Consider the following 24,835-nt stretch of genomic DNA (forward strand, 5'->3'; position numbering starts at 1 on the left):
CCCCTTGTGAGAGGGCTAGGGAGAGGGGCCGAGGTGTCCCACGATAGAACGGTTAGGGTACTTACGCCGCAGAGTACTAGGGGCTTCACCGCTACCCCAGGGGCTTTTCAAAGAATAGAAGATGCTGCTGGGGCAGAGATTCATCAGTTTTCACCCAGCGCAGTCCCACCGCCCGCATCTCATAGCGGACTTGAGCTTCACTCATTTTGTGCAGCCGCTTGATCATGACCAGCGGGTTTTCCGCCCGATATTCCGCCAGTACCACCTGTCCCCCCGGCTTCAGGGCGGTAACCAAATGGGTCATCATTTCCCTGGGAAAGGCAAATTCATGATAGGCATCCACCATCAGTGCCAGATCCACCGCCGCCGTGGGTAAGTGGGGATCATCCACCGCCCCCTGCACCGGCTTAATATTCTCAATGCCCGCTGTCGCTAAACGTTCGTGGAGGAGCGTCACCATCTCCGGCTGCACATCCACCGCTAAAACCTGTCCCTGGGGCACCGCCGCCGCCAGCCGCACCGCCATGTACCCCGTACCCGTACCCACATCGGCCACCACGGCATCGGGGGTGAGGTCGAGAGCATCCACCACCGCCTGGGGACGCTCCGCCAGTTCTCGACTGGGGCGCTCTAGCCAATAGGCTCCTTGATGTCCCATGATCTGGGAAATCTCCCGCCCCATGTAGATCTTGCCAATGCCATCAACGCTGGGTTCCCGATATTGATAGGAGCCATCGTCCATCCTCAGGGCCAAATCGCCACAGGCCATGAGACTCAGGCTGAGTGCGATCGCACTCAGCAGGCCCATCTGCCGCAGGTAGGATGGGATGCCCTCTAGAACAAAGGTGCGAAATGACTTCAGCACGGGGGGCTCCATTACCAAGTTACCCTGTCACCATAGCCCATCTCCCCCCGTTGCCTAGGTTAGGAATCGGTTAGGCGTCGGTTAGGAATCAGCCACCGCTGGCGTGGGACGTCGCTTGGCCTTTTGGGTAGGGTCCATCCACCGCTCTAGCCAGATAAAGGCTTGGGAGGAGAGGGTATTGAGCAGCAGATACACCAGCGCCACGGTGATATAGATCTCAAAGGATCGATAGTTGGACGCCACGATCAGTTGCCCCCGCCGAAACAGTTCCTCATAGCCGATCACGGCCACCAAGCTGGTGTCTTTGAGCAGGGTGATGAACTCGTTGCCTAGGGGGGGAATCATGCGCCGAAAGGCTTGGGGAAAGATAATGTAGCGCATGGACTGAATGGGACCGAGCCCCAGGGATTCCGCCGCTTCCCGCTGTCCCAGGTCAATGGATTGGATCCCGGCCCGAACGATTTCCGCCAGGTAGGCGGCGGAGTTAAGGCTCAGGGCCAAAATGGCTGCAACAAAGCGGTTGAAGCTAAAGCTGAGCCCCAGGCTACTGACGAAGGCTGGAAGGCCGAAGTAAATCATGAAAATCTGCACCAGCAGCGGCGTCCCTCGGAAAAAGTCAATATAGATCCGCGTCATAATGCGGAGGGGCAGCAGGGGAGACAGGCGGGCAATCCCCAGAAGGACGCCGCCCACCAGCCCAAAGGCTACGGATACCGCCGTCAGTTGCAGGGTGATTAGGGCTCCTTGCAGGAGAGTCGGCAAGGCGGTCAGGGCATAGTCCAGGGATTGCAGCACAGCGATCGCGCTCCTCACAAAAAAGCTTTGCCATCCTACCAAGCCCATTCTGTTGTAGGGAGTTCTCCATGCACTTCTCAAGAAATACCGCCATAACATAAGCCCCCTGCGCTCAAGGTACAACGAGCGCAGGGGGCTTATGTGTTTTCGTTGAGAGGTGGGGACAGTAATTTAGAGTATTCCAGCTAAATACTGATCCAGGGTCTCACTGCGACAGGCCCAAGGGGCTGAGTTCAGAGTGAGGCTAGGCGTTTTTAGATAGAATCTGCTTCACTGTCCTGGGCAACTGGGGCGCTAGCCCCAACGGCACCGTTGTGGCTGTGGGGGCTATGGTTTCTGACGGGCCTCATACACGACGGCATCAATTGGAGTCGGGTAGTTCAACTGTCCCTTAGATACCTTGGGAGACTCGTAAATCCGCCCCAGGGATCGCGCCCCGTAACCAAAGGTGGACTTTGCCGTCTCTGCGGCGGGGGCTTGATAAAAGGTCCGCTTACGGAGTTGGTAAGTCGTTTGATACAGCGTGGTCCGCACCCCATTGGCGGTAGCTAGACTGGGCTGCTCCACACCCTGGGAACGCCGATACAGATAATCTGCAAAGGATTGTTCCATCGTCAGGAGCGGCTGAGGTTCTGCCTGGGGGGCTTCATACTGTACCTGCAACAGGGGCTGGGGTTCAGGGTGGACTGGATTTTGATACACCAGCGTCGGATTTTCACTGATTTCCGCAAAGTTTTGCCGCCAGTTCGCCAGGGTTTGACTGAGATCAAAGCCCATGGCCCGCTGGAAGTGCCAAAGCCCCCCTTGCAGGAAGAAAAAGGCCAGATAAAAGTGGGCATTGGCAAGCCAAGTGCGGTTAGAATATCCCGCCTCTAGAGACTGATTGGGGTCAAAGTAGAAGGGCAAAAAGGCCGACTTAAGCGCCAACAGTGGCCCGTAGAACTCGGTGGGATAGGCCAGAGTATTAAAGCCGCAGTAGTAGGACGCAGCAAACCCAGCTAGGGCAATGCCAAATAGGGAGTAGGACAGAATGCCATCAGCGGAAAACATGAACCGCTGACGAACCCAGCCAAAGGGCGGCACCAAAATGTGCCAAGCGCCTCCCAGTAACAGCAATACTGCTACATAAATATGGCCCCCCACCAGATCTTCCAGATTGCTGACATCAAAGAGGTGGGTGCGGTAGCTGAAGAGGGTACCCACATCCAGGGTGGGGGCCGTGACTAAACGGACTTCACCCAAGTCGGTATCGTACAGCCCACCAAAGGCGGTGGCTTTGACCACCAGCAAGAGGGCACCCAAGCCCAAAATGGCGAGGTGATGACCCAGAATAAAGCCCAATTTGGGGGCATCATCCCAGTCAAAGTCGAACTTGGCGGCATTACCCGATGCCGTGGCCAAACTGGGGCCGAGACGCTCTCGGTGGAAATAGGCTCCCCCGGCCAAAACTCCAGCGGCAACGATGTGGATCACGCCGATGGCAAAGGGAAGGAACCCGTTCTCTAGGACTCCGCTGGAGCTGATGCCCCAACCCTGGGTGGCTAAATGGGGGAGCAGAATCAGCCCCTGGGTGTACATGGGTGCATCGGGAGAATACACCGCTAGTTCAAATAGCGTAAAGGCTCCGGCCCAAAACATGATCAGAGCGGCTTGGGCCACGTGGGCGACAATAAACGTGTTCGATAAATCGATGAATCGGGTATTACCCGCCCACCAAGGATATTGCTCCTGGTTTTTGTTAACGGCGTACATGGCGATGGTGTGACTGCTACAGAAGGGATGATAGGAACCTCACCTGAGGGATGACTCAGGCTAGAGTTTTGGGTTAGGTCGGTGCGGCGTAAATACTCTAACCGTTCCACCGTGCACACCTCGGCCCCTCTCCCTAGCCCTCTCCCAGAGGGAGAGGGGACCGGAAAATGTTGGGCTGGCGCGACAGAATAGTAAGCCTATTTCAGCCTAAGAGTCCTGGGTCGGTGCGATCGCACCGACCTAACCTGAATTCCGGGAGTGTTAGCTCAAACCCGCAATGATGTGGTCTAGATAAACATCCATTTCTTGACCCGCATCGGCTCCCACCCGGTGGGTTACCACTTCCTTCATGGCCTGAACCGCCTGAATTGTGGCTTCAACGGGTACGCCCAAGGAGCTGTAGGTTTCCTTCAATCCATTCAATACCCGCTCGTCCAAAATCGAGGCATCTGCCGCCAACATAGCGTAGGTGGCATAGCGTAGAAAATAGGTTAGATCCCGCAAACAGGCGGCATAGCGGCGGGTAGGATACATATTGCCCCCAGGACAAGTGATGTCTCCATATAGCAGGCTTTTAGCCACAGTTTCGCTAATGATACTGGCGGCACTGTCGCCAATTTGGCTGGCGGCTTTCACCCGTAGGGTTCCACTCTGAAAGTATGCTTTCAGCGCGTCTAGTTGCTCCCCTTCCAGGTAGATGCCTTGCTCATCAGCGGGGTTAATTGTGGCGGTAATGGTGTCTTGCATGATTTTCCTCTACTAAAGCTTTAGATCAAATGGTTCTCAGACTACGATGGGATGTCGCTGCGATCACAACGACAAGTGCCAACTGTTAGAAAGCCCGAATGAGCTGCTCAAAGTAAGGGGCAGCTAATGCGCCTTCTTCTGCGGTCAAGAGCCCGATGGCCACGTCTTTTAGACACTTCATCGCTAGCTTTAGATTAGAGAGGGGCACCCCTAGAGAGAGGTACATATCACGCATGCCGTCTAGGCCAATGTCTTCTAGGGGCTTGGCATTACCGGCGAGGACACAGTAGCTCACGAGGCGGATATACCAGCCTTGGTCCCGCTGGCACAACATGGTTTTCTGGGAATCACCACTGTTGCTAGGGGTATTAGGGCATTGAGCCCAAAACCGCTTACTGCCTTCATCAACAATTTTCTGCTGATTGCTGGCCAGTTTCTGCGAAGCACTAATCCGAACTGTTCCATTTCCAAAGAAGTCCTGAAGTTTGGTCAGTTCAGCACTACTTAGAAAACGGCTGGCCTCATCAGATTGGGCAATAACTTTGGCAACAATACTCATAGCGGAAAATCCTCCTTGGTTGAATTTACGATCATCCCGTTCGATGTCATCCGTCCAGCAACTCTATCATCGGCATAAAATCAGACAATGATTGATGCACTCAAGTCAGCAAGTTGTAGTTGCGATCGCAAACCATGACCGAATACAAATACATCGGTACCGGCCCTTGAGACTAGAAGTGATGATGCCTCTTATTTGTTGATCACGAATAAATCAGTGAGTTGCTGGACTTCTTCAACAATAAGAGCCATGGGTTACCAGTCAACATTTTGCCTTAGAAAAGATACATATAAGTTTAAGTGTATTTATATGCGAGAAAATAATTTTGTGCTAATCAATGGTTGCCCTCGAATTGATCTAGTCAACGCACTTTAAGGTGCCATTGCAAGTGTTGCCCTCTAGCATGGATTCATAATATGGGGACAGGGCCTAGTACTGGGCAGCGGAAATACCCTGGCCGTTCCATCGTGGCACACTCGGCCCCTCACCCTAGACCTCTCACACGGGGAGAGGGGACCGGAAAATGTTGGGCTGGTGCAACGATAGTGGTCTGATTTACGCCCTGCGGTACTAGGGCGAGGTCTTAGGGCGAAGTCTGTGCGTAGCCACAGGAGCTAGGGGATATAGAGCTTGCTCTGTCCGCAGGGTGGGGAGAGCAAGCTGCTAGGTCAGAGGCTGGGTAGTAGTTACTTTGGGCAAATTTCTTAGCCCATAACAACAGCGGGTCTGCCCTAGGGCAGACCCGCTGTTGTACGTTCACAGTTGTATGTTCACAATGGCCTTACTGATTCAGAACTGATTCAGACAGGCACCGTTGACCTCAGGTGAGATCCCAGAGACTAGCTGCTGGCAGAGCGGCTGCGATCGTAGGTGGCCCAAAAGCTGGGGTGCACCTTGCCCTGGATATGGTTCCAGTAGTGGGTGGCATCATCCACCGCTAGACCAACTTCCGCAGCTAAACGGCCCATCATGGCCTGTTGACGGCGCTTGACGTTGCGGTGGTGGCCCATCAGCATGGTCCGGGCTCTTTCTTCTAGGCCCGTGGACACAGCGGCAGTCGTCGCTACAGCGGGAGCAGTCGCAGTCACAACGGGAACCGGGGCAGTAACTTCGCCCGTCCGGTAGGCTACGCCGCGATACATGAGATCAACTGTAGACTGCTGCACAGGTGCTTTCTTGATGGTTCTGAAGCGAATATCGACACCGCGATATTTGCCCACTTCAGACGTTTTGTCCAGCTCTGCAACGGGGGGATTGTAGTCGTATTCAATGCCGCGATAGGTGAGTTTCATGGTTCGCCTCCATACGTTTTCCGGGAATATGGGGCGCGTTCCTTCGGAGTCCGGTGCCTCCTACTTCCGTCTTCTGGCTCGTGAATTGAGAGAAGAAGATGAACGTATTTGCTCTATGTCTGTATCTTATTTTACAGTTTTGGTGATCGTCAACCTGTGATCACAAAACTAAGGGATCGGATTTCCGCCCCGGAACCGTTAAGATGCCCCGTGCGATGGCCCAAGGCCGGTCGGAGACCATCGCACCGTCCAGCAGTAGCACTCAGTATGCTAGAGACTCCAGCGCTACCAGAGATTTGGTTGACTTGGTTCTATGGCTTGGTTCGTCAAAATTGAGCGGGGCATCGTAGATAAGTCTGTGTTTGATACCGTTGTCCCGGCCCATCGGGCCTACGTGCGCGAACTTATCGCCAAGGGACATCAAGCCCGCACCGGGTACTGGACAGAGTTCGGCGGTGGGATGTTGTTGTTTCAAGCAGAGTCGCGATCGCAGGCAGAGGCAATTGTCCAGCGCGATCCCCTGGTTCAGAATGGCTGTGTGGAATATGAACTCCACGAATGGCGCATAGTAGTGGAATAAGGCGTGGAATAAGGCGGCAAAACACCTATGGCAGAGTATTCAGAAGACGGCTACAAACTCATTAGTGATAACCGTCAAGCCCGCCACGAGTATGAGATTCTCGAAACCTTCGAGGCGGGGGTTGAGCTGCGGGGCACGGAGGTCAAGTCCATCCGAGCAGGCAAGGTGAACCTGCGGGACGGCTACGCTGTGATTCGCGATGCCCAAATCTGGCTCAACAACGTCCACATTTCCCCCCACGACACCACCAACAAGGTTTACAACCACGACCCTGTCCGCTCCCGCCGCCTGCTGCTGCATCGCGAAGAGATTCGCAAGCTGATCGGCAAGGTCGAGCAGCAGGGACTCACCCTAGTCCCCCTCAAGATCTATCTAAAGCAGGGCTGGGTGAAGGTATACATTGCTTTAGCGAAGGGCAAAAAACTCTACGACAAGCGGGAATCCCTGAAGCGTAAGCAGGATAAGCGAGAAGTTGAGCGGGCCTTGAAGAATCGGTCCTAATAGGCAGGCGGCTAGTACTTAAGGGGCGGTTGGTTAAAACCGCGCCCATACAGCCACTAGCGCAGCCATACCCAAAGGGTTATGCCCCTCCAGTTCTAGGAACCGCTGCGCTAACGCGGGTTAGTTTAGTCGGCGAAGGCCGACTTTGTTTGTATAGCAGCGGTTTTAACCGCCGTGAGTTAAGCCTGCGGCTTAACGGATTTGAGCTGATCCCGATTGGTTAATCCGGCCCCTGGGTTAAACAGCCTGCCGCTTGAAACTGGGTGATGACTTCGGGGTACTGTTCCGTCAACCTGGAGGATGCGGTGGGATGCACCAAGGTCCAGGGATGGCTGTATGCATATAGGTTGGCTTCGTCCTCGTAAACAAAGAAACTGGCTAAAAAGTCACCCTCTAGCACCAAAACCTGGTGTATATCGGTGTAGATCTGGCCGTTGATTACCTGCCCCAGGTAGAAGTCGCTGCCCCCCAGATAGGATTCGATAATGCAGACCTGACCAGGGTTCCCCGTGGGGAAGATGGCCAGAGACTCTGCAATGGCTCCCCATTCTCCAAGGAAAGGTGCGATGGTCTCCGACCGGCCTTGGGCCATCGCGCTATCCACCGCCATCCAAGCGGCCACAAACTCCGCCCGTTGCTGCTGCTCCTCGGGGGGACGGAGATCGGTGTAGAACCCCGACTCTAGGAGCTGGGGAATTTTTTGCTCCAGTTCTTGCCGGAGGTCTGCAATCTCGGCCTCCGTGGGATAGCGGGCTAAGGCTGCTGGGGCCGTCCCCATCTGTTCAGTCTGTTGAGCCGTTAAAGCAGGGAGCGTAGGCTGGACTGCGCCGACTCCCAGAATTGCCACTACGGCCACGGTAGCCGTCGGGGTCAAAAACAACATAGCTGCATCATCCAATTCGGTGTCTAGGCAACTTCATTGGACAGGTCTATGAATTCGGACAGTCTGAATCTGCTGGCGGATATGGTCTAGCAGTATTTCCACCTCTGACTCTAGGGTGAGATAACTGACACAGGCCCGGACGCAGTGGGGATGGAGAAGAGTGCGGAGGAAAATACCTTGGGTTTCGCCGTTTTGGACAATTTGGGTATGGCGATCGCGGTTAGGTTGTCCCCCCTCCATGACCTGAAATGACACCAGCCCGGAGGGGGGCGGTGTAGCCATGATGCAGTGAATTCCCTCTAGAGTCTGGAGTCCTTGCCAGAGTTGGGTACTCAGGTGACAGATGCGATCGCGGCGCTGCTGAGCCGTGCCCCATTGGTCATGAACCGCTAGGGCCGCTTGCAGGGCGGGCATTAGGGCATAGTCGGAGGTGGCGACCTCGTAGCGCTGACCGTTGGGATTCCAGCCCGTGGGGTTGCCCTGGCCGTCGGTGGTAATACTGCGCCAACCAATAAAAGTAGGGGCTATGCGATCGCGGATCTCAGGTCGCACATACAGCCCCCCCAGCCCCGCCGGACCACAGCACCACTTATGGCCCGTGAAGGCGTAGAAATCCACTTCCGAAGCCGTCAGATCCAGGGGCACCATGCCCACAGACTGGGCTCCATCCACCAGCACCCATACTGGATCCGGTCGATGACCATGGCAATGCTCCACTAGGTCCGCCAAGGGCAACATCTGTCCCGTATTCCAGAGAATATGGCTGATCACCAAGAGTCGGGTGCGGGGCTGAAGATGGTCCGTAATCACCGTCAGGGGATCGCCCCCCTGGGCCGTTGCCAACACCGGGCAGGTGTCAATTTCCACCCCAAAGCGGCGGCGCAGTTCCGCCACCGTGGCGACGATCCCAGGGTGTTCACAGTCCGTCATCAAGATGCGATCACCCGCTTGCCAGTCCAGCCCCCAGAGCGGAATATTGCAGCCCACGGTGACATCCTCCGTCAGGGTGAGGTTATCAGGGCTGATCTGGAGGGCGTGGGCCAGTACGGTGCGGGTCTCAGCCCCCAGTTGCTGAAGCCAGCGATTCACAGCGGCGCTAAAGGGTCCATCGGTTTGAATCTTGAGCTGAGTCTCGTGCAAAGCCGCGATCGCAGCAGCGGGCATGGGTCCCTGCCCACCGTAGTTAAAGTAATGCTTGTGGGCGAGGGCCGGAAACTGCCGACGATGCTGGTCTAAGGATAGAGAAGAAGGATCAATCATGGGATACAGGGTAAGCGTATTCCAGCTCCAAAATCATCCCCTGGGTTAGGCACAAAGGATAGCTTCTCAGGGAACAGAGTAGGTTTTGCCGCTTCAAGGTGGCCAGATTGGGGAGATAGGGCAGGCTCAGCCTCCTTTAACCCCAATCCCCATCCTTGCCCAGCAAACACCCACAATGCTGTATAACTGTCAATAGGGTTTCCCGCGACGCCGTTGCCGTCTCATTAGCCTAAAAATGGCCTAAAAATGGGTTGGCGCTGTCGGCAGATATTGCGATGGCCCAAGGCCGGTCGGAGACCATCGCACCCCGCACTCCCCGTGGTGTTACCGGGTGAGTCCTCTGCCATTTCTCAAGGACTGTCAATCCTGCCATGGATGTAGTCACCCCCTGCTGCCCCCCATCCATGTCCCCTCGTTCATCAGGGGACAAAGTAGAGTCCTGGGAATTAAAGTCCTGGGAATTAGAGTGCTGGGAACAGTTCGGAATGCCCTTTAAGATACGGTTCGACCTGCCTTTTAATCGGTTCAGCTCACTTGTCTGCTAGCTACCCCTTGACCCACAACGTCATCTTCAGGGGTAGCCAACTCAGACCCCTGACCGAGCCGTCTACCCCAATTTCGCCAGAACCTCAACTCCCCACCGATCCCTTCTGGCTGACGGATGATCTGATTTTTCATTACCAACGGTGCGATCGCCGCGCCTACTTGGATATTCGCGGCGATCGCAGCCAGACCGATCCCCCCAGCGACTATTTACAGAAAATCAAACAGGATAGCGCCGAACATCGAGTCATGGTCCTTGCCGATTATGACCCGGTCCAGCGGCCCCAGTTTCCCCCCGGAGACTGGCAAGCCGGAGCGCAGGCCACGGTGACCCTGATGGCAGCGGGGGCAGAGGCCATTGTCGGCGGTGTATTGCTTACCCCAATGGTGACCCCTCGGCGGCGAGGCACCTACTTGATCAGTCGTCCAGACCTGTTAGTCAAGCAGCCGGGATGGTCCCTCTGGGGCGACTGGCAGTACGAACCCATCGATATCAAACTGGGCAAAAAGCCCAAATTGGACTACCAGGTAGTAGCCACCTACCACGCCTACCTGCTGGCCCAGATTCAGGGCAACTGGCCCCAGGCCAGTTGGTTGGCCCTACGGGAGGGACGCTACCATGCCGTGGATCTAGATCAGCAGCTCCCCAAAATGACAGAAGTCCTGCTGGCCTGTTGGCACAGTCTTCAGGCTCCCACGGCCCCAGAGGTCTTCATTGCCCATAGCCGCTGCGACCTCTGCCGCTGGTATAGCCACTGCTACACCACCGCCAGCAGTCAGCAGCACCTCTCCCTGCTACCGGGAGTCACCCCCGCCCGCTACACCCACCTGCAAAACCTGGGGCTCACCACCGTAGATACCCTGGCCCTAGCCCACCCCACTCGATTGGCCCATCTTCCTGGCTTTGGGGATGCGGTGGCAGAAAAGCTGGTTCACCAAGCCCAAGCCACACTTCATAACCGGGCCATTGCCCGATCAGTCTCAGGTCAACCCTTTCCCCTTTCCCCCCGAGAGCTGCCCTCAGCAGCCGTGGAGCTGTATTTCGATATTGAGGCTGCCCCCGACTTTGACCTGATCTACCTCCATGGGGTGCTCGTGGTAGATCATCGTCAAGGCACAGAAACCTTCCATCCCCTGCTCGCGGAGACCGTAGATGAAGAGCACCGAGCCTGGGAACAGTTCTTAGATCTGGTGCTGCAATATCCCGACGCCCCCATCTATCACTTTTGCCCCTACGAGGCCCAGACCGCCCGCAAGCTGACCCAGCACTATGGATCCCTAGGACGCGGAGAGTTGAACCGTCTCCTCAGTCGGTTTGTAGATATCCACTGGGCAGTCACAGAGGCCGTAACCCTCCCAGTAGAAAGCTACGCCCTGAAACATATTGCCCGCTGGATGGGGTTTCAATGGCGGGACAGCGAGGCCAATGGAGCCCAATCCATTTGCTGGTACAACGACTGGCGAACCACCGGCGATCGCACCTATCTGGAGGCCATCCTCCGCTACAACGAGGATGATTGCCGCGCCACCTACCACATCAAGCGCTGGCTGACGGAATTTGCCCAACCATTCTGGGCCTGCGCTGCGCCCCTAACCGCCGCCGCATCCCAGTAAGTTTTCAGGCAGAAAGAAGACCAGAAAAAGTATTTGACAAAAGGGATCACCGCTCCGCACAATAGAGATCGCTCTTGGGCCTGTAGTTCAATTGGTTAGAGCACCGCCCTGTCACGGCGGAAGTTGCGGGTTCGAATCCCGTCAGGCCCGTCCTCAAAGTTGCCCGTTTTTGACCCTGCAAATCCCGAAACGACTGCCCCGCATAGGTTGTAGTGGTTTCTCCTTGGTTGCTTTCGGGTTGCCAAAGTTGCCATCCAGTGGCGATCTACTTCACGGTTGCGCTATTTCGAATCGGGGGTTTGTGAGTCGGATTCGGTATAAAACCCTGGAACGCCTTTGTTCTAAGGTTTTAGTAGACTAAAGGGAACGGTTCCCAAGGCAGCACCATGGCTTACAGTGAACACCCACAGCCCGCCTCCGAAACCCTGCCCACCATGTACGATTTGCTCAGCGAAGACCCGGAGGAGCCAGGGCTGCCTGATGTTGGCGCTAGCCCGTCGCGAGACGTATTTCATGACTTTCAGCCTCAACTGCTGCGGGAAACCTGTCAGTCTCCCGCCTATCCTGCCCAGGAGATGTTTGCCGGTACAGATCTCAATCTCTATTACGATGTTCGTCACCCCCGCTGGCATAAGCGCCCCGATTGGTTCTTGGTGCTGGGGGTGCCAAGGGCGCTGCAACAAACCGATCTCCGCTGGAGCTATGTAATCTGGCAAGAGGGTGTGAGCCCTTTCCTGGCGATTGAACTGCTTTCCCCAGGTACCGAGGCTGAAGATCTAGGGCAAACCCTGCGGGAAGTGAACCAGCCACCGACAAAATGGCAGGTGTATGAGCAGTTGCTGCGAATTCCCTATTACGGGGTATTTGATCGCTACACCAGAGTCTTTCGACTGTTTCGGTTATTGGGTTCCCGGTACCAGCCCGTAGAGCTATCTGAGCAGCGCTTTTGGTTTGAAGAGCTGAAGCTAGGGTTAGGGGTGTGGCAGGGTCAGTATCAAAGCACTGAAGGATCCTGGTTACGCTGGTATGACGCTGAGGACAGTTGGGTGGCGACGGCTGAGGAAATCGCTAGTCAAGAGCGGCAGCGGGCCGATGAAGCGCAACGGCGAGCCGATGAAGCGCAACAGCGAGCTGAGCGTTTGGTAGCTCAGTTGCGGGCCTTGGGTGTTGATCCAGAGGACTAGTAAAGTCCCATCTGTAGGGGCAATCCCTTGTGGTTGCCCGGTGGGTGAGTGATCGATATTGGACTGGTCGTGGGGTGTTCTTTGGATTGCACGTGCCTTATTTACGATGAACGAAAGTTCGACGAAGAGCGTCCTAACACGACTTGGAAGGTTATGTTTTGAAACGAGTTGAAAAGCCTGCTCCGTCATTGTCTCCATACAGACATCCAGTTCCCTGTTTGCGTTAGCGGCTCCCCTAGGGAGCAACGGAGTCGTTGGCTTTGCCGCCCCAGAGGGGCTAGGGAATGGCCAGAACCCGATGGTGTGGCTGGCTTTCTCCCTTCGGGAGACGCTAAAGCGTTGGCAAAGCCTGTCTGAAAGACTTACGACTCCGCTCAGCCAGCAGGCAATGGGTTCGGTTTTTTGTAACCTTCCAAGTTGTGTCCTAACGGACTTATTCCTCAATTTTTTCACAGAGCAGGGGATTGTAGTCCACCGGCAGTTTCAAGGTATAGGCCCGTGCTTCTCCTGCCGAGGGAAAGTCGTAGCCCTCGACGAGATCCTTTGCCTCCCCATCCAAACGGCTATAGCCCGTGGACCGGAGAAGCTGGGGAGGACCGTCCAAATTGCCGCCCCCATCTACTAAGACACCCCACCAGGATTCCTGGGGCGCGATCGGCAGACAGAGCCCTAGGGTATAGGGCACTTTCTCCACAAAGCTGGGCAGGGGTTGGGACTCAAGAGCATTGACCTTACCCGCATTTCTGAGCCCCGTAAACCATTGGGTCTCCGCCGCCTGACCCTCCGCCAGAGTCGTGCGGCTAGGGCCGGTGTAGCTCCGCAGTAGCACCAGAAAATCCTGGGATACCCCCGGTACCGGTGATGGTTGCCGACAGTTGGTCTCGCTATAGTCCACCGCCACATCGACCCGGTAGGCCCGTGCCGCCGCCTCGCTAGGAAAGCTGTGACTCCGCACTAAGCGCTCACCCGCATCATCAAAGGAGGTGTAGCCCGTCCCCCGCAGGGGAAAAACGTTAGGATTCACAGCCCCCTCTGCCGTCACCAGTACCAACCACTGGGCAATGCTGGGGAGCGCAGGCAGACACAACCCCTCGCTATAGGGCAATTGGGGAAACCCCTGAAAAGGCTGCACCGAGGGCGGCTGGGCCGCCAGGGCAGGATCCTCATTGGCTAAATCCTCTAGCCAGATCTCTTCCAGTTCCTGAGCTTCCTCGTCTTCGACTTCCACGGTGCCGCGATAGGTACTCAAGATGCGGAAAAAGGAGGCAAAGGTGTCCCGTGGGTTGGCACGGGCCTGGGGCGCAGGGGAAGTGGGATTAGGGTTGGTGGCTGGGGGATTGGTGGGGGGCAGATTGGGCACCGACCCAGAGGCAATCGCGCCATCGTCATCATCGTCATCGGTGATGGCGGGCGATCGCGGGGTGTCGGTGCGGGCAGAGGGAGATGGTCTAGATCGGGGAGTTGCGGTGGACCGAGCTGCCGCCGTGGAGCTTGTGCCCCCGCCACGGGCAGGGGCTTGGGTGCTGGCAGCAGTGCCCCTATTTGCCGCCGCACTCGCCGTTGCGCCACTGCTGGCTGTTGTAGCACCGCTGGGAGCCTGGGTCGGCGTACTGGCCGCTGTCTCTGAGGGCTCCAACCGAGTAATGGAAATGCCCTCCTCCTCTGGGTCAGGAGGAGGAACCAGAATGCTTTCTGATGCCCCCGTAGGGATCAACAAAATCACCCCATGGAGAGCCAGGGAGATAAACAGCATGGGAGCTACAAAAGATTGCCACAGGGGACGTTTTTGCTGGGGGGAAGGCGGGAAATCCATGGTCATACTCTAGGGATGAAAGATTCTCAAGGTCATCACTAATTGATATCTTCAATACTATGATTTTTTATGATTTTTTTAATTTAATATCCTGCTGTAGGATTTAATTTCTCGGGTCCGATTGCCAGATTATCACCACGGCAGAACCAGGGGGTTGGCCCTCCCCGATGCCCACAACCGACGCAAACAAAATAGATTCACTCTCCTCTTGTAGCTCATAGAGTAGGGCACCACAATACCCAGACTCATGGGCCACCAGCTCGGTTCCAAACATCAGGGGTAGTTCATCGGAAATAACATATTGATAATTTCGAGTAAAGAACAAGGCATCTAAACCGCCACTCACAAGGTCTGGAATTGTGTCTAGTTCCTTGAAAAAACAGGCTTGATCAATATCTTGATGCCATCCTCGCTCTAGGGCAGCGGCAACCAAGCCGAGATCACGGTTGATAACGCCAAATTCCCCTGTCATAACGACTTCTCTGGACTGGGCTGCCCTTGCCCGCGCCCGTTGTACAGAAGCAGCCTCTGTGGGAATTAACAGAATAATCCCATGGAATGCTAAGGAAAGAAATAGCATCGGAGCGACAAAGAGTCTCCACAAAGGCGTTTTCTGTTGTAGGGTTTCGGGAGAAGTCATGATGACAGGGAGTTGGATTAACTATTAGCTGTTCCAGCCTAAATTCATGGTTCCTAAAGCATAAGGAGTTCAGCCTTGGTGTCTGTTTGGGTCTATCGTGATACATTACGTTGTCGCTGGCCCTACAACCTCGGATCTGACTCCCAAATAATCACGACAGCAGTACCTGCTGGGTTGCCAGGACCAATGCCGATCACGGAAACAAAGACCTCTGTAGAGCCTCCAGATTGCACCTCGTATAACGCGGCATTGCCGTACTCACCCTGGGGTAACAATTCATCGCCAAATAAACGGGGCAATTCATCTGTGATGATGAAGTCATAGCTACGGGTAAAAAACAGCGCATCAAGGGCTTTGGGGACTAGGACAGGGCTTGTTGCTAAGCTACTGAAAAAGAAACTTTGATCGACAGTGGGAGGCCAGCCCCGGCTCAAACTAGCGGCGACAAGCCCAGGATCACTATTGATGCCCCCAAACTCTCTGCCCAAAGCGGATCCCCGTGCGGCTCCGGCACGGGCACGGGCGCGATCTGGATCAAATCCTCCGGTATCTTCTGGAGGAGGAGTCGGTTCAAAGGGGTCATCTACAGGGAAGGTGTCATCAGCGGGGGTCTCAGTGGGGAGGGGAGCATCAGCGGGGATCTGGTCAGGACGGGGGGGGGCCGCTTGACTAGAGGCCGGAGGACGATCTGGAGACGGGGGTGTTTGGTCCTGGGGGGGTTCTGGAACCTCCTCTAGGGGGGGTAAATCCTCTACCGCAGAGAGGCTGATCACTTCTGGGGCTTCCTGGGGGGGCTCCTCTTCTTCCTGCTCAGCACTGGCATCCCAGGTGGGGAGGGGCACAAACAGAAGTGCACCATGGAGCACCAGGGAAATCGTTAATAGGGGAGCGATCAACCATCGCCAAGGCTGCCGACGGGGCTGCGATGGGGGAAAATTCTCTGTTGGAGGCGTGGGAGGCTCGACCAGAGTGGAGGGAACGGCCATGGGGGAGGGGCGCGGTGACAACTAAATTGAAAAACCCCGGAACAATTGAATTGCCCTGGGGTTAGGCTATTTCCAAGCAAAGATTGCGGGGATAGGGATAGAGATGCCTGGAATCGCGATGGCCCCTTTGGGCCGGTCCTTGACCATGGCCCCTTTGGGCCGGTCCTTGACCATCGCAATTCCAGGCAACCTTCCAATCAAACCGATGGGACATAGCAGCGCTATGTCCCATAGATCTGTCTACAGACCCAGCCGGGATAGGATGGTGGTGTAGTTATTGGCAGGCATGGCTACATAACCGACTTCCCGCACCAGGGTGGTATCCCGAGAGGTTTCCAGGTAGAACTTCACAAAGGCGCGAACCTCTGGACGTTGTAGACCATCATTGCGGACATAGATGAATAGAGGCCGAGCAAGGGGGTATGCACCACTGGCAGCGTTTTCAAAGGTGGCGGAAACGCCATTTACGGGCACTGACCTAAGAATGTTTTGGTTCTCCAGATAGTAGGCAAGGCCAAAATAGCCCAGGGCGTAGGGGCTACGGGAGACGCCGACGACTAGGATATTGTCATCTTCGCTGGCGGTGTAATCAGCGCGGCTGGCAGCAACCTCACCCATAACTTCCTCAGTGAAATAGTCGAAGGTACCGGAGTCGGTCCCAGGACCAAACAGGGAGATGGGGTTACGTGCCCACTGGCGATCGAGCTGATTCCAACGGCGGATGCGACCCTCTGCGGCGGGCTCCCACAGGGTTTTGAGCTGATCTATGGTCATGCCCGCAGCGGGAACGGTGCCCTCTGCGCCAAAGATGCGGGTATTGCTAGCAACTACAACGGCTAGGGCGTCAACCCCAACTTGAATTTCGGTGTATTGAACGTTATTGGCGGCACAAGCGGCCACTTCAGTGTCCCGAATCGGACGAGAAGCATTGGAGATTACGGTTTCTCCATTGCAGAACTTACGGAAACCGCCGCCCGTTCCAGAGACGCCCACGGTGATATTGACACCGGGGGTCGTTTTCCGAAATTCCTCGGCCATGGCCTCGGTCACGGGGTAGACGGTGCTGGAACCGTCAATATCGATACTGCCAGAAAGTTGAGCTTGGGCAGCAGTGGCCACGCTCAGGGTAGCCGCTACCGCTGTGAAGGCAGCAGCAAGAGTTTTGATTCCGCTCGCGAACATATACAGAACACTCCGTGGTGTTGGGGAGAAATAAAGATGCGTTAGTACCACCCCGTACAGTAACGGTCGGAGTTTAAGGACACTCAGACAGAAATTTAAGGGAAGGGGGTTTTTACCTTAAGAAACGGTAATGCTTGAGGAACGGGAACCCTGGCGAGAGGAGGCGGGAAAGGTCACGATGGTGAAGAACCGACACAAAGGGGCCATCGCCATCTTCCCTCACGATTCAGGATGCTCAGGCTGGGATGCCAGGATTCCAGAAGAACTCCTGAGTAGCGATCCGGTCCCACCGTAGGATGGAGACAGTGAATGGCAACGGTGGGGCAGGACCATGGACAAGGCGGCACAACTTATTCGCATGGCGGAGGATGAGCTGACGGAGTACAGCACCGATGCCCGAAAAATAGAGAAGCTGCGGCGAAAGTTTAGCTTTGCGGTGCCCTACCCAGAGCAGGCAGCGATACGGGCGGCGGTGCAGGCCAGTATTCCGCAGAGCTTTGTGGCAAAGCTGGTGGCGGCCAATCGGCAGACAGTAGCGCTTCCCTTCTGGGGAATTGGCGGTCTGGGCCTGCTGTTGGGCATTTCTGGGCGGCAGCCGCTGGATCTGATTGCCACGGGGATCGGCTTCTATGTCGCCTTCCAAGTGCAAAAGTGGGGCTGGGAAATGGAGGCGAAGCGTCTGGTGGTCGCGACCCTGGATGACATCAAGGCGGGGGTAGAGGCCGTTACCCAGCCTGAAGGATGATTAGGACAGTGGCGGCGCAAAGCCCTGCACCTCGTTTAGGATTGGGGGCGAATCCTCCAGAGGCACCGCCGCCATGGCCGCCCCCATTACCCAGCAAAACGGCATCTTTGCCCCCCACGTTTTCACCCGGCCCGCCAATGGCAGTACCCTCAACGCCTCCATCCTCGTCGTGGGCGGCTCTACTGCGGCCTATGCCGCTACCCTGGCCAGTCTGCACCTGAAGGTGGATGTGGTGCTGGTGCAGCCCCAGGCCGTTGTGGGGGGACAGTTCACGGCCCAGGGATTACCGGCCTCCGATGATGGGGACTTGCTAAAACAGAACGCCGATCTCTGGTCTTTGGATGGTGAGCAGTTTGCTATTTCTCGCTGGCAGCGCATCTTTCGTCAGCGACAGCGGGCCTTGCAACCCGTGGGGGGACGGCTAGATCCCAATCCGGGGGGGGGCTGGGTGAGTAACTTTGCCACGACTCCTGTGGTGGCAGCGACGGCAATGAACTCAGCCCTTGTGCCCTACCTCAGTGAGGGGCGACTGCGGTTAATACCCTATAGCGACCCGGTGCAGGTTTTAGCGACGGACCCGCCGGGGCAGCGACGCCAGGTGGCGGGGGTGGTTTTTCGCGATCGCCAGACCGGAGCCCAATTCACTGTCACCGCCTCTGTGGTCCTAGAGGCGACGGATTTGGGGGATTTACTGGAACTGGGGGGCATCGAGTCGCGGGTTGGTCAGGAATCCCGCCACGAAACCGGGGAGGCCATCCTTCCGGATCTGCCCCGGCCCCAATGCCAGCAATCCATCACTTTTGATGTGGTGGTGGAGCGGACGCTACCGGGGCAAGGGGTGACGGTGACGGCTCCCCCCACCTATGGCAAAGCTCCCTGGTTTAATCCCCATGAGTTTACGGGCGTCTTCTGGACGAAGACGAAGGACGGCCAGTGGCAGAAGTGGGACTTTTTTAGTGCCTTTGGTATCTTTCGCTATCGCCGTCTCCGTCGTCAGCAGCCCTATGAAAAAGCGGTGTCGCCGGGGGATGTGACGGTGATCAACTGGGGCACCTCCCCCGATCCTGAACGCTCTTTTTGCTGCGGCAATGATTACCGGGAGGGCTATCTGGTGGGGGTGAGTCGGGAGGAGCGGCAGCGCCATATCCAGCAGGCCCGCGATCGCGCCCGAGGCTATCTCCATTTTTTGCAAACCCACGGCGTCCCAGATCTGAAACCACGCGGTGACATGACTTGGACCGAGGATGGCATTGCCCTGGAGCCCTACATCCGGGAAGCCCGCCGGGGTATTGCCCTCACCACCATTCGTCATGAGGATGTGGCGGAGCGTTTCTTTCCAGCCCAAGGCCGCGCCCGCTGCTTTGAGGATGCTGTGGGCATCGGTCAGTATCATTACCTGGATCTCCACGGCAACGACCAACCGGGTCATATTACCCCCAAGGGCAAAGAGGTAGTAGCCCTGCCCTTTTCCTTGCCCCTGAAGGCACTGGTGCCCATTGCCACCGATGGGCTGATTCTGTCGGCAAAAAGCATTGGCACCACCCACATCACCAACGCCGCCTATCGGATGCACCCGATCGAATGGGCGATTGGAGAGGCGAGTGGATTTCTGGCGGTTTTTGCCGTGTGGACCGGAAAATCCCCCCATGACTTGGCCACGGACGAAGCCCAGGTGCGGAAAATCCAGGGATTCATGACCCGTAATGGCATCCCTATCTTCTGGTTCGATGATGTGGGTCATGAGGATCCTGACTTTGAACCGATCCAGGTTCTGGCCGCCGCTAATATTGTCCGCAGTGAGAACTTGAAGACGCTGCACTTTCGCCCTACAGCCCCCGTCAGTCGAGCAGTGGTGGCCACGGCCCTGGGCAAGGTGATGATCCTCCCCCCACAAACGCCCCCCAGACCCACTTTTGTGGATGTGCAACCGGGACGCCATTGGGCCTATGAAGCCATTGAAACCCTCCACAGCCATGGGCTAGTGGCGGGGGTTGGAGGAAACCGCTTTGCCCCCGATCAGCCCATCACCCGCCAGCAGCTTTCGTTGTTGGTGCAGCGGGCCATGCCCGATATCCATGACAGCGCCTTTGCCCGCACCCCCATTGACACCGCACCCCTCCAGCGGCGGGAGTTATCCCGAGTCCTCTATGAACTCCTCAAGCATCGCCTGGGGATCTAAACTCATCCGAAACACCCTCAAAGCGACGGCTGGCTTTCTCCCTTCGGGAGACGCAGGGAGAACGACTCCGCTCAGCCAGCCGAACCCTCAGATTCTTGCCGTTCGGCAATGACGGCATAGAAGGGATCGCCCCCTGCTAACCCCAGCATTTGCAGAATCATGGGGGCAGAGGCGGGGCGGGCGATAAGTTCTGGGGAACCGAAGCCGGGAACAGCTTGAACGTATTGGCGCACCAGTTGCAACCGCTGGGCTTCGGTGCCGTCTCGCCAAACTGCGATCGCTTTTTGGTAAAACATGCGATTCGAGAAGCTGACGATGGCGATCCCTCCCGGTTTCAAGATGCGGTGGATTTCTGCAAACACCGCCTCTGGATACTGGAGGTACTGCACCGACACCGTATTCAAGACGGCATCAAAGGACTGATCGGCGCAGGGGAGCGTCTGATTCTCATTCAGATTTTGGAGAAAAAAGTGATTCAGGCGGGGGTTTTTAGCCAGCTCATCGGCATTCATGCCATGGCCCTCTACCCAATCGAAGGCCATATCCTGGGGCAGATGGGACACCCAGCTACTCATCAGGTCTAGGATGCGGCTGTTGGGGCGCAAACGTTCCCGATAGAGATCCGTCAGTTGGCTAATGAAGCCCTCATCCACATGGGTGACAAACCGGGGTACATCGTAGAACTGATCATCCTGGGCGGCATCGAGTTTCTGGCGTTGTTGGGGCTGGAGTAGGGAGGTCATGGACAGAAGAACAGGGCCACGAAAGGGACGGCATGGTCAACACAGCATTCGCAAAAAAGCGATCGCACTTTTGAAGTGCGATCGCTTTTCAACCTAAAGCTCTAGACAAGAGCAAATCTAAGCTGGACTAAACCGCAGCCGCAGCCTTGGTTTTCGCAGCCAATTCACCAGCGGCGTACTTAGCAGCAAACACCTCAACGCCCGCCTGCTTGATCTTGCTGGCATTCCCAGCAGAGCCAAAGGCTTCGTAGCGCTCACGGCAGACTTGCTGCATGTACTTGATGGCAGGCTTCATGAAGTGACGAGGATCAAAGTTAGAGGGATCCTTCGCCGCCGCTTCCCGAATGGCTGCGGTGATGGCAAGACGATTGTCGGTGTCGATATTCACCTTCCGCACGCCGCTCTTGATGCCCTTTTGGATTTCCTCAATGGGCACACCGTAGGTCTCAGGAATCTGGCCACCATACTTGTTGATCATGTCCAGCCACTCTTGGGGCACCGAGGAAGACCCGTGCATGACCAAGTGGGTGTTGGGCAGCCGCTTGTGAATTTCTTCAATGCGGCTAATGGCCAGAATTTCGCCCGTGGGTTTGCGGGTGAACTTGTAAGCGCCGTGGCTGGTGCCAATGGCCACCGCTAGGGCATCCACCTGAGTCGCTTCCACAAACTGCACCGCTTCATCAGGATCCGTCAGCAGTTGATCCTTGCTGAGGGTGCCTTCAAAACCATGGCCATCTTCCGCTTCCCCAGCACCCGTTTCCAGGGAGCCCAGACAACCCAGTTCCCCTTCAACACTCGCGCCGATGGCATGGGCCACCTTCACCACTTCAGCCGTGACATTGACGTTGTACTCGAAGCTAGCGGGGGTTTTTGCATCCGCTTCCAGGGAGCCGTCCATCATCACGCTGGTGAAGCCGTTACGAATGGCAGAGTAGCAGGTGGCGGGGCTGTTGCCGTGGTCTTGGTGCATCACCACGGGAATGTGAGGATAGGTCTCTACCGCAGCAATCACCAAATGCCGTAGAAAGTTTTCGCCAGCATAGGTCCGGGCACCGCGAGACGCCTGCAAGATCACAGGGCTGTCAGTCTCGTCAGCAGCCTTCATGATAGACAGGATCTGCTCCAGGTTGTTGACGTTGTAGGCCGGAATCCCGTAGCCGTTCTCGGCTGCGTGATCCAGCATCAGCCGCATGGGGACAAGCGCCATAAAATCCTCCTAAAATCTATATCTAGCCTTTTGGCAAGCTTACACAAAACCAATAGGTATCCATACCAGTCAATCTTAAGGCAGATTCCTGTGCTTATGACGGAATGTTAGGACAACCTAAAATTTTCGTAAAGCGTGAAATTAACAATCGATAGGGCCTCAACCCCCTACAGACTCCAATTCCGCTGACCTGACTACGCCCTATGTTCGCCCTATGTTAGGGAACGCTCAATTGTAAAGGGCAAGAAATTTCCATGGGTCGCCTGGGATTCGAACCCAAGACCGATCGGTTAAAAGCCGAGTGCTCTACCGCTGAGCTAGCGACCCCTAAGGCAAGCGCTTATTTCTAAGGCACGGTTATAGATACTAACATATCAAGCCCTCAGAACTAACCCATATTTGGGGGGGGTAACTGGGATTTAGCCCACCTATACCCAGTCCAGCTCGAAATCTGGCGTTTCCCCACCGGGAAAACGCCACTTCTGGACTTGGGCAAGGTTTATTTTGCAGGTGCCCTAGGCGTGGATAGAACCGTCGGGCAAAATTGCTCCCCGCAGGACAGTTCCCGTCAGCTTCACCATAATCTTTTCCCCCACCTTGACCTGGGCACCGCTGAGGTCCGCGCCGCTGAGGTCCGCGCCGCTGAGGTCCGCACCGATCAGGTTCGCTTCCCGCAGATTAGCGTGGCTGAGGTTGGCCTGGAGGAGGTTAGCCCGAAATAGGTTGGCCTTAGAGAGGTTGGCCCGATTTAGGTTGATCTTGTGCAAAAAGGCATCCTTGAGGTTTGCTTCCCTGAGGTCCGCATTGCTGAGATTGCGTCCTGAGAGATCCTTCTCTTGCAGATCGGCCCCCCGCATATCCGATCCACTGAGGTCAGAATCGACCGGGCGTGCTTTAGGGGGCGGTTGGGCAGTACTGGCAGATGAGCCACCGGGGGGGGAAGCACTACTACTGTTACTGTAGCCATAGCTGCTGTAGCCATAGGGGCTTCTGTAACCCTGGGGGGGGGTATAGCTGCTGTGAGACGAGCTACTGCCAGAATTAGGGCTGGTAGCCCCACTACTGCCCGGATAGCCGCTATTCCAAGTGTCGCGATAATAACTGCTATTAGCCTCGGCGGGGCTGCGGTGGCCCGGATCATAGCTGGCGGCTTCACGCCGTTCTTGGCGATCGCGACTGCGGCTGGCACCGTTGCTTCCATTGGTTCCCCCGCTAGGGCTAGTTCCCTTAGCCCCATTACTACTAGCCCCATTACTGCTGGTAGCCCCATTACTGCTGGCGGTACTACTGCCTGTGCTACCCGTGCTATTGCTACTAGCCGTGCCCCGACTAGAGCCAGCCTCTGGACGACCATAGCCGTTACTGGAACCCGCTGCACCGCTGTAGCCGCCGGAGGCCGTAGCATTGGGTGGGGGTGAAGAATAGTACCGCGCCCGATAGCTGCTGTATTGACCGTAGGCAGAGGCTGCACCATTGGCGGCTCCATAGGGAGCCTGGTAGCGATTAGTGTAGGCTCGGCTACCCGTATCCGTTGAACGCTGGGCACCATAGCGTTGGGCTGCCCCGACAGTGCTGCCGACCCGGACATGGGTGCGGAGATAGTCACGGGCGTGGTTGAGCTGCTTGAGTTTTTCTTGGGCCTTTTCGACGAGGCGCTGGTTATCCTGGGGCAAACGATCGGGGTGCCAAATAAACACCAGATCCTTATAAGCCTGGTTCACCTCTTCCATTGAGGCCCCAGGCTCTAAGTCCAGCACTCTGTAAGCATTTTCGAGCTCGCGCATGAAGCCTTCCGTCTTCGGTGCTATGGCCCAGCCCCAGCCCATGCCGCTGACTAGATTCCCTTCATTTTAAGGGGTCGGTTGTGCGACTGTGAGCCTAGTGATGCTTTAAGGCTAGGGTATCGCTTCCCTAACTGGGGGTTTCTGCCCATTCGCTTAAGCTTTGGATAAAGATTGCTGTACCTGTGGAAGAAACCTCGAAGTTTCTCGGTTACCTGCTACAGAGTGTTTCAGCTAGATACGGGTCCAGCATGTTCAGCGAAGATCCAGGGAATGCCATCCCTAGTACGCTGCGGCGTAAATAGCCTAGCCGTTCTATCGTGGCACACCTCGGCCCTCACCCTAGCCCTCTCCCACGGGGAGAGGAGACCGGAAAATATTGGGCTGGTGGAGCACAAGTTTGATTTTCAGGGTTTCGTAGGGTGCATAGCGCTAAGGCGCGGCTTCGCCCACGCGAAGCAATGCACCGCAGAAAGGCAACGCCTAGGGGGAATGGTCACAGGATTTGCACCGCAGAGTACTAGGGCCGTAGGCTGAATCGATTTACGGGTGGCAGAGCCTGGGTACGAGTGCGACCAAAATCTGAAATAAAAAAGGGTAAAACCTGACTGTGAATTTTCATGTTTCTGTTGGGCTTTCCCCCAGCAATAGGATCCCATGGATTCCATGTCATCCTAGGACAAAGTTTTGTGCCGTTTCCCGATACTTACCTCTGAGTACTTTTACTATGAAGAGTGAAGCGGTGAAGGCATCGTAGCCTTGTCGCCAGACTAAATGCCACCCTGTCTTCACCGCGATCGCACTGCTCCAGAAGGCCATGTCCAGGTTCTTTTGGGACGCTCCAGAAAGGTTTCTTAACTGTACTTCCCGCTTCTAGGATGATCCCTATCTTCATTGGATCTCCTGAATTTTTCTGGCTAATTGTCATAATCATGGGTTAGCAATAGCAGCCATTGATGGGCTGTTAACCCCTGGGAAAAACAG

Annotated in this window: 22 protein-coding genes, 2 tRNA genes and 1 riboswitch; of the genes, 7 read left to right on the top strand and 17 right to left on the bottom strand. The window is 56.0% G+C overall.

Translation table 11 applies throughout. From position 1 onward, the window contains the following. Window positions 1-91: 91 nt before the first annotated feature. The 6 genes from LEP6406_RS0200300 to LEP6406_RS0200325 form a co-directional block, all read right to left on the bottom strand. On the bottom strand, window positions 92-865 hold the full coding sequence (locus LEP6406_RS0200300) for a class I SAM-dependent methyltransferase (protein ID WP_263971105.1): 774 nt from the start codon (window positions 863-865) through the stop codon (window positions 92-94). Between the two features lie 81 nt (window positions 866-946). Further along, window positions 947-1,660 (bottom strand): amino acid ABC transporter permease, encoded by a 714-nt coding sequence (locus LEP6406_RS0200305; RefSeq protein WP_008312397.1) that lies wholly within the window; start codon window positions 1,658-1,660, stop codon window positions 947-949. A gap of 327 nt (window positions 1,661-1,987) precedes the next feature. Further along, window positions 1,988-3,412 carry a chlorophyll a/b binding light-harvesting protein gene (locus LEP6406_RS0200310; protein WP_008312399.1) on the bottom strand — a complete coding sequence of 475 codons (1,425 nt, stop codon included), beginning with the start codon at window positions 3,410-3,412 and terminating at the stop codon, window positions 1,988-1,990. 261 nt (window positions 3,413-3,673) lie between these two features. Next, window positions 3,674-4,159 (bottom strand): allophycocyanin subunit beta, encoded by a 486-nt coding sequence (locus LEP6406_RS0200315; protein WP_008312401.1) that lies wholly within the window; start codon window positions 4,157-4,159, stop codon window positions 3,674-3,676. An 85-nt stretch (window positions 4,160-4,244) separates the two neighbouring features. Further along, window positions 4,245-4,718 carry an allophycocyanin subunit alpha-B gene (gene apcD / locus LEP6406_RS0200320; protein WP_008312402.1) on the bottom strand — a complete coding sequence of 158 codons (474 nt, stop codon included), beginning with the start codon at window positions 4,716-4,718 and terminating at the stop codon, window positions 4,245-4,247. Between the two features lie 839 nt (window positions 4,719-5,557). Then, window positions 5,558-6,010: a glutamine synthetase inactivation factor IF7A gene (locus LEP6406_RS0200325; protein ID WP_008312404.1), complete on the bottom strand. Its 453-nt coding sequence runs from the start codon at window positions 6,008-6,010 to the stop codon at window positions 5,558-5,560. Between the two features lie 32 nt (window positions 6,011-6,042). After that, a riboswitch (Glutamine riboswitch) is annotated at window positions 6,043-6,117 on the bottom strand. A 206-nt stretch (window positions 6,118-6,323) separates the two neighbouring features. On the opposite strand from LEP6406_RS0200325, the gene LEP6406_RS0200330 reads away from it, so the two are divergent. Beyond that, a complete protein-coding gene (locus LEP6406_RS0200330; protein WP_008312406.1) occupies window positions 6,324-6,590 on the top strand; it encodes a YciI family protein in 267 nt (88 codons plus the stop codon). A gap of 27 nt (window positions 6,591-6,617) precedes the next feature. Continuing rightward, window positions 6,618-7,091 carry an SsrA-binding protein SmpB gene (gene smpB, locus LEP6406_RS0200335; RefSeq protein ID WP_008312408.1) on the top strand — a complete coding sequence of 158 codons (474 nt, stop codon included), beginning with the start codon at window positions 6,618-6,620 and terminating at the stop codon, window positions 7,089-7,091. A gap of 220 nt (window positions 7,092-7,311) precedes the next feature. Here smpB and LEP6406_RS0200340 read toward each other — a convergent pair whose 3' ends face one another. Both LEP6406_RS0200340 and LEP6406_RS0200345 read right to left on the bottom strand, forming a co-directional pair. After that, on the bottom strand, window positions 7,312-7,974 hold the full coding sequence (locus LEP6406_RS0200340; RefSeq protein ID WP_008312410.1) for a hypothetical protein: 663 nt from the start codon (window positions 7,972-7,974) through the stop codon (window positions 7,312-7,314). Between the two features lie 33 nt (window positions 7,975-8,007). Beyond that, window positions 8,008-9,234 (bottom strand): aminotransferase class V-fold PLP-dependent enzyme, encoded by a 1,227-nt coding sequence (locus tag LEP6406_RS0200345; RefSeq protein WP_008312413.1) that lies wholly within the window; start codon window positions 9,232-9,234, stop codon window positions 8,008-8,010. A gap of 534 nt (window positions 9,235-9,768) precedes the next feature. Here LEP6406_RS0200345 and LEP6406_RS0200350 point away from each other — a divergent pair. From LEP6406_RS0200350 to LEP6406_RS0200360, 3 genes are all read left to right on the top strand, one after another. Further along, window positions 9,769-11,391, top strand: coding sequence for a TM0106 family RecB-like putative nuclease (locus tag LEP6406_RS0200350; RefSeq protein ID WP_225886379.1), 1,623 nt, complete (start codon window positions 9,769-9,771; stop codon window positions 11,389-11,391). Between the two features lie 76 nt (window positions 11,392-11,467). Then, window positions 11,468-11,541: transfer RNA gene (locus LEP6406_RS0200355), tRNA-Asp, on the top strand. Between the two features lie 236 nt (window positions 11,542-11,777). Beyond that, complete coding sequence (locus LEP6406_RS0200360) at window positions 11,778-12,575, top strand: Uma2 family endonuclease (protein ID WP_008312416.1); 798 nt, start codon at window positions 11,778-11,780, stop codon at window positions 12,573-12,575. Between the two features lie 433 nt (window positions 12,576-13,008). On the opposite strand, the gene LEP6406_RS0200365 is transcribed toward LEP6406_RS0200360, so the two are convergent. The 4 genes from LEP6406_RS0200365 to LEP6406_RS0200385 all read right to left on the bottom strand — a co-directional run bounded on the left by LEP6406_RS0200365 (window position 13,009) and on the right by LEP6406_RS0200385 (window position 17,196). Beyond that, window positions 13,009-14,388, bottom strand: coding sequence for a hypothetical protein (locus tag LEP6406_RS0200365; RefSeq protein ID WP_008312420.1), 1,380 nt, complete (start codon window positions 14,386-14,388; stop codon window positions 13,009-13,011). A gap of 103 nt (window positions 14,389-14,491) precedes the next feature. Next, entirely contained in the window at window positions 14,492-15,028 is a 537-nt protein-coding gene (locus LEP6406_RS0200370) for a hypothetical protein (RefSeq protein WP_008312421.1), read from the bottom strand. Between the two features lie 122 nt (window positions 15,029-15,150). Continuing rightward, window positions 15,151-16,014 (bottom strand): hypothetical protein, encoded by an 864-nt coding sequence (locus LEP6406_RS0200375; protein WP_008312423.1) that lies wholly within the window; start codon window positions 16,012-16,014, stop codon window positions 15,151-15,153. Window positions 16,015-16,254: 240 nt separating this feature from the next. Then, window positions 16,255-17,196 carry a PstS family phosphate ABC transporter substrate-binding protein gene (locus LEP6406_RS0200385; RefSeq protein ID WP_008312425.1) on the bottom strand — a complete coding sequence of 314 codons (942 nt, stop codon included), beginning with the start codon at window positions 17,194-17,196 and terminating at the stop codon, window positions 16,255-16,257. Between the two features lie 331 nt (window positions 17,197-17,527). On the opposite strand from LEP6406_RS0200385, the gene LEP6406_RS0200390 reads away from it, so the two are divergent. Both LEP6406_RS0200390 and LEP6406_RS0200400 read left to right on the top strand, forming a co-directional pair. Then, window positions 17,528-17,941 carry a hypothetical protein gene (locus tag LEP6406_RS0200390; RefSeq protein WP_008312427.1) on the top strand — a complete coding sequence of 138 codons (414 nt, stop codon included), beginning with the start codon at window positions 17,528-17,530 and terminating at the stop codon, window positions 17,939-17,941. Window positions 17,942-18,014: 73 nt separating this feature from the next. Next, window positions 18,015-20,120, top strand: a complete 2,106-nt coding sequence (locus tag LEP6406_RS0200400; RefSeq protein WP_008312428.1) for an FAD-dependent oxidoreductase — start codon at window positions 18,015-18,017, stop codon at window positions 20,118-20,120. Between the two features lie 71 nt (window positions 20,121-20,191). On the opposite strand, the gene LEP6406_RS0200405 is transcribed toward LEP6406_RS0200400, so the two are convergent. From LEP6406_RS0200405 to LEP6406_RS32500, 5 genes are all read right to left on the bottom strand, one after another. Continuing rightward, complete coding sequence (locus tag LEP6406_RS0200405; RefSeq protein WP_008312430.1) at window positions 20,192-20,863, bottom strand: class I SAM-dependent methyltransferase; 672 nt, start codon at window positions 20,861-20,863, stop codon at window positions 20,192-20,194. Between the two features lie 127 nt (window positions 20,864-20,990). Beyond that, window positions 20,991-22,070 carry a class II fructose-bisphosphate aldolase gene (fba, locus tag LEP6406_RS0200410; RefSeq protein ID WP_008312431.1) on the bottom strand — a complete coding sequence of 360 codons (1,080 nt, stop codon included), beginning with the start codon at window positions 22,068-22,070 and terminating at the stop codon, window positions 20,991-20,993. 255 nt (window positions 22,071-22,325) lie between these two features. Beyond that, window positions 22,326-22,397, bottom strand: a tRNA-Lys gene (locus tag LEP6406_RS0200415). 188 nt (window positions 22,398-22,585) lie between these two features. Next, window positions 22,586-23,896, bottom strand: coding sequence for a pentapeptide repeat-containing protein (locus LEP6406_RS35425; protein WP_317133805.1), 1,311 nt, complete (start codon window positions 23,894-23,896; stop codon window positions 22,586-22,588). A gap of 624 nt (window positions 23,897-24,520) precedes the next feature. Beyond that, window positions 24,521-24,670, bottom strand: coding sequence for a hypothetical protein (locus tag LEP6406_RS32500; protein ID WP_155834598.1), 150 nt, complete (start codon window positions 24,668-24,670; stop codon window positions 24,521-24,523). Window positions 24,671-24,835: the final 165 nt, after the last annotated feature.

The organism is Leptolyngbya sp. PCC 6406 (assembly GCF_000332095.2).
GTDB lineage: Bacteria > Cyanobacteriota > Cyanobacteriia > Phormidesmidales > Phormidesmidaceae > PCC-6406.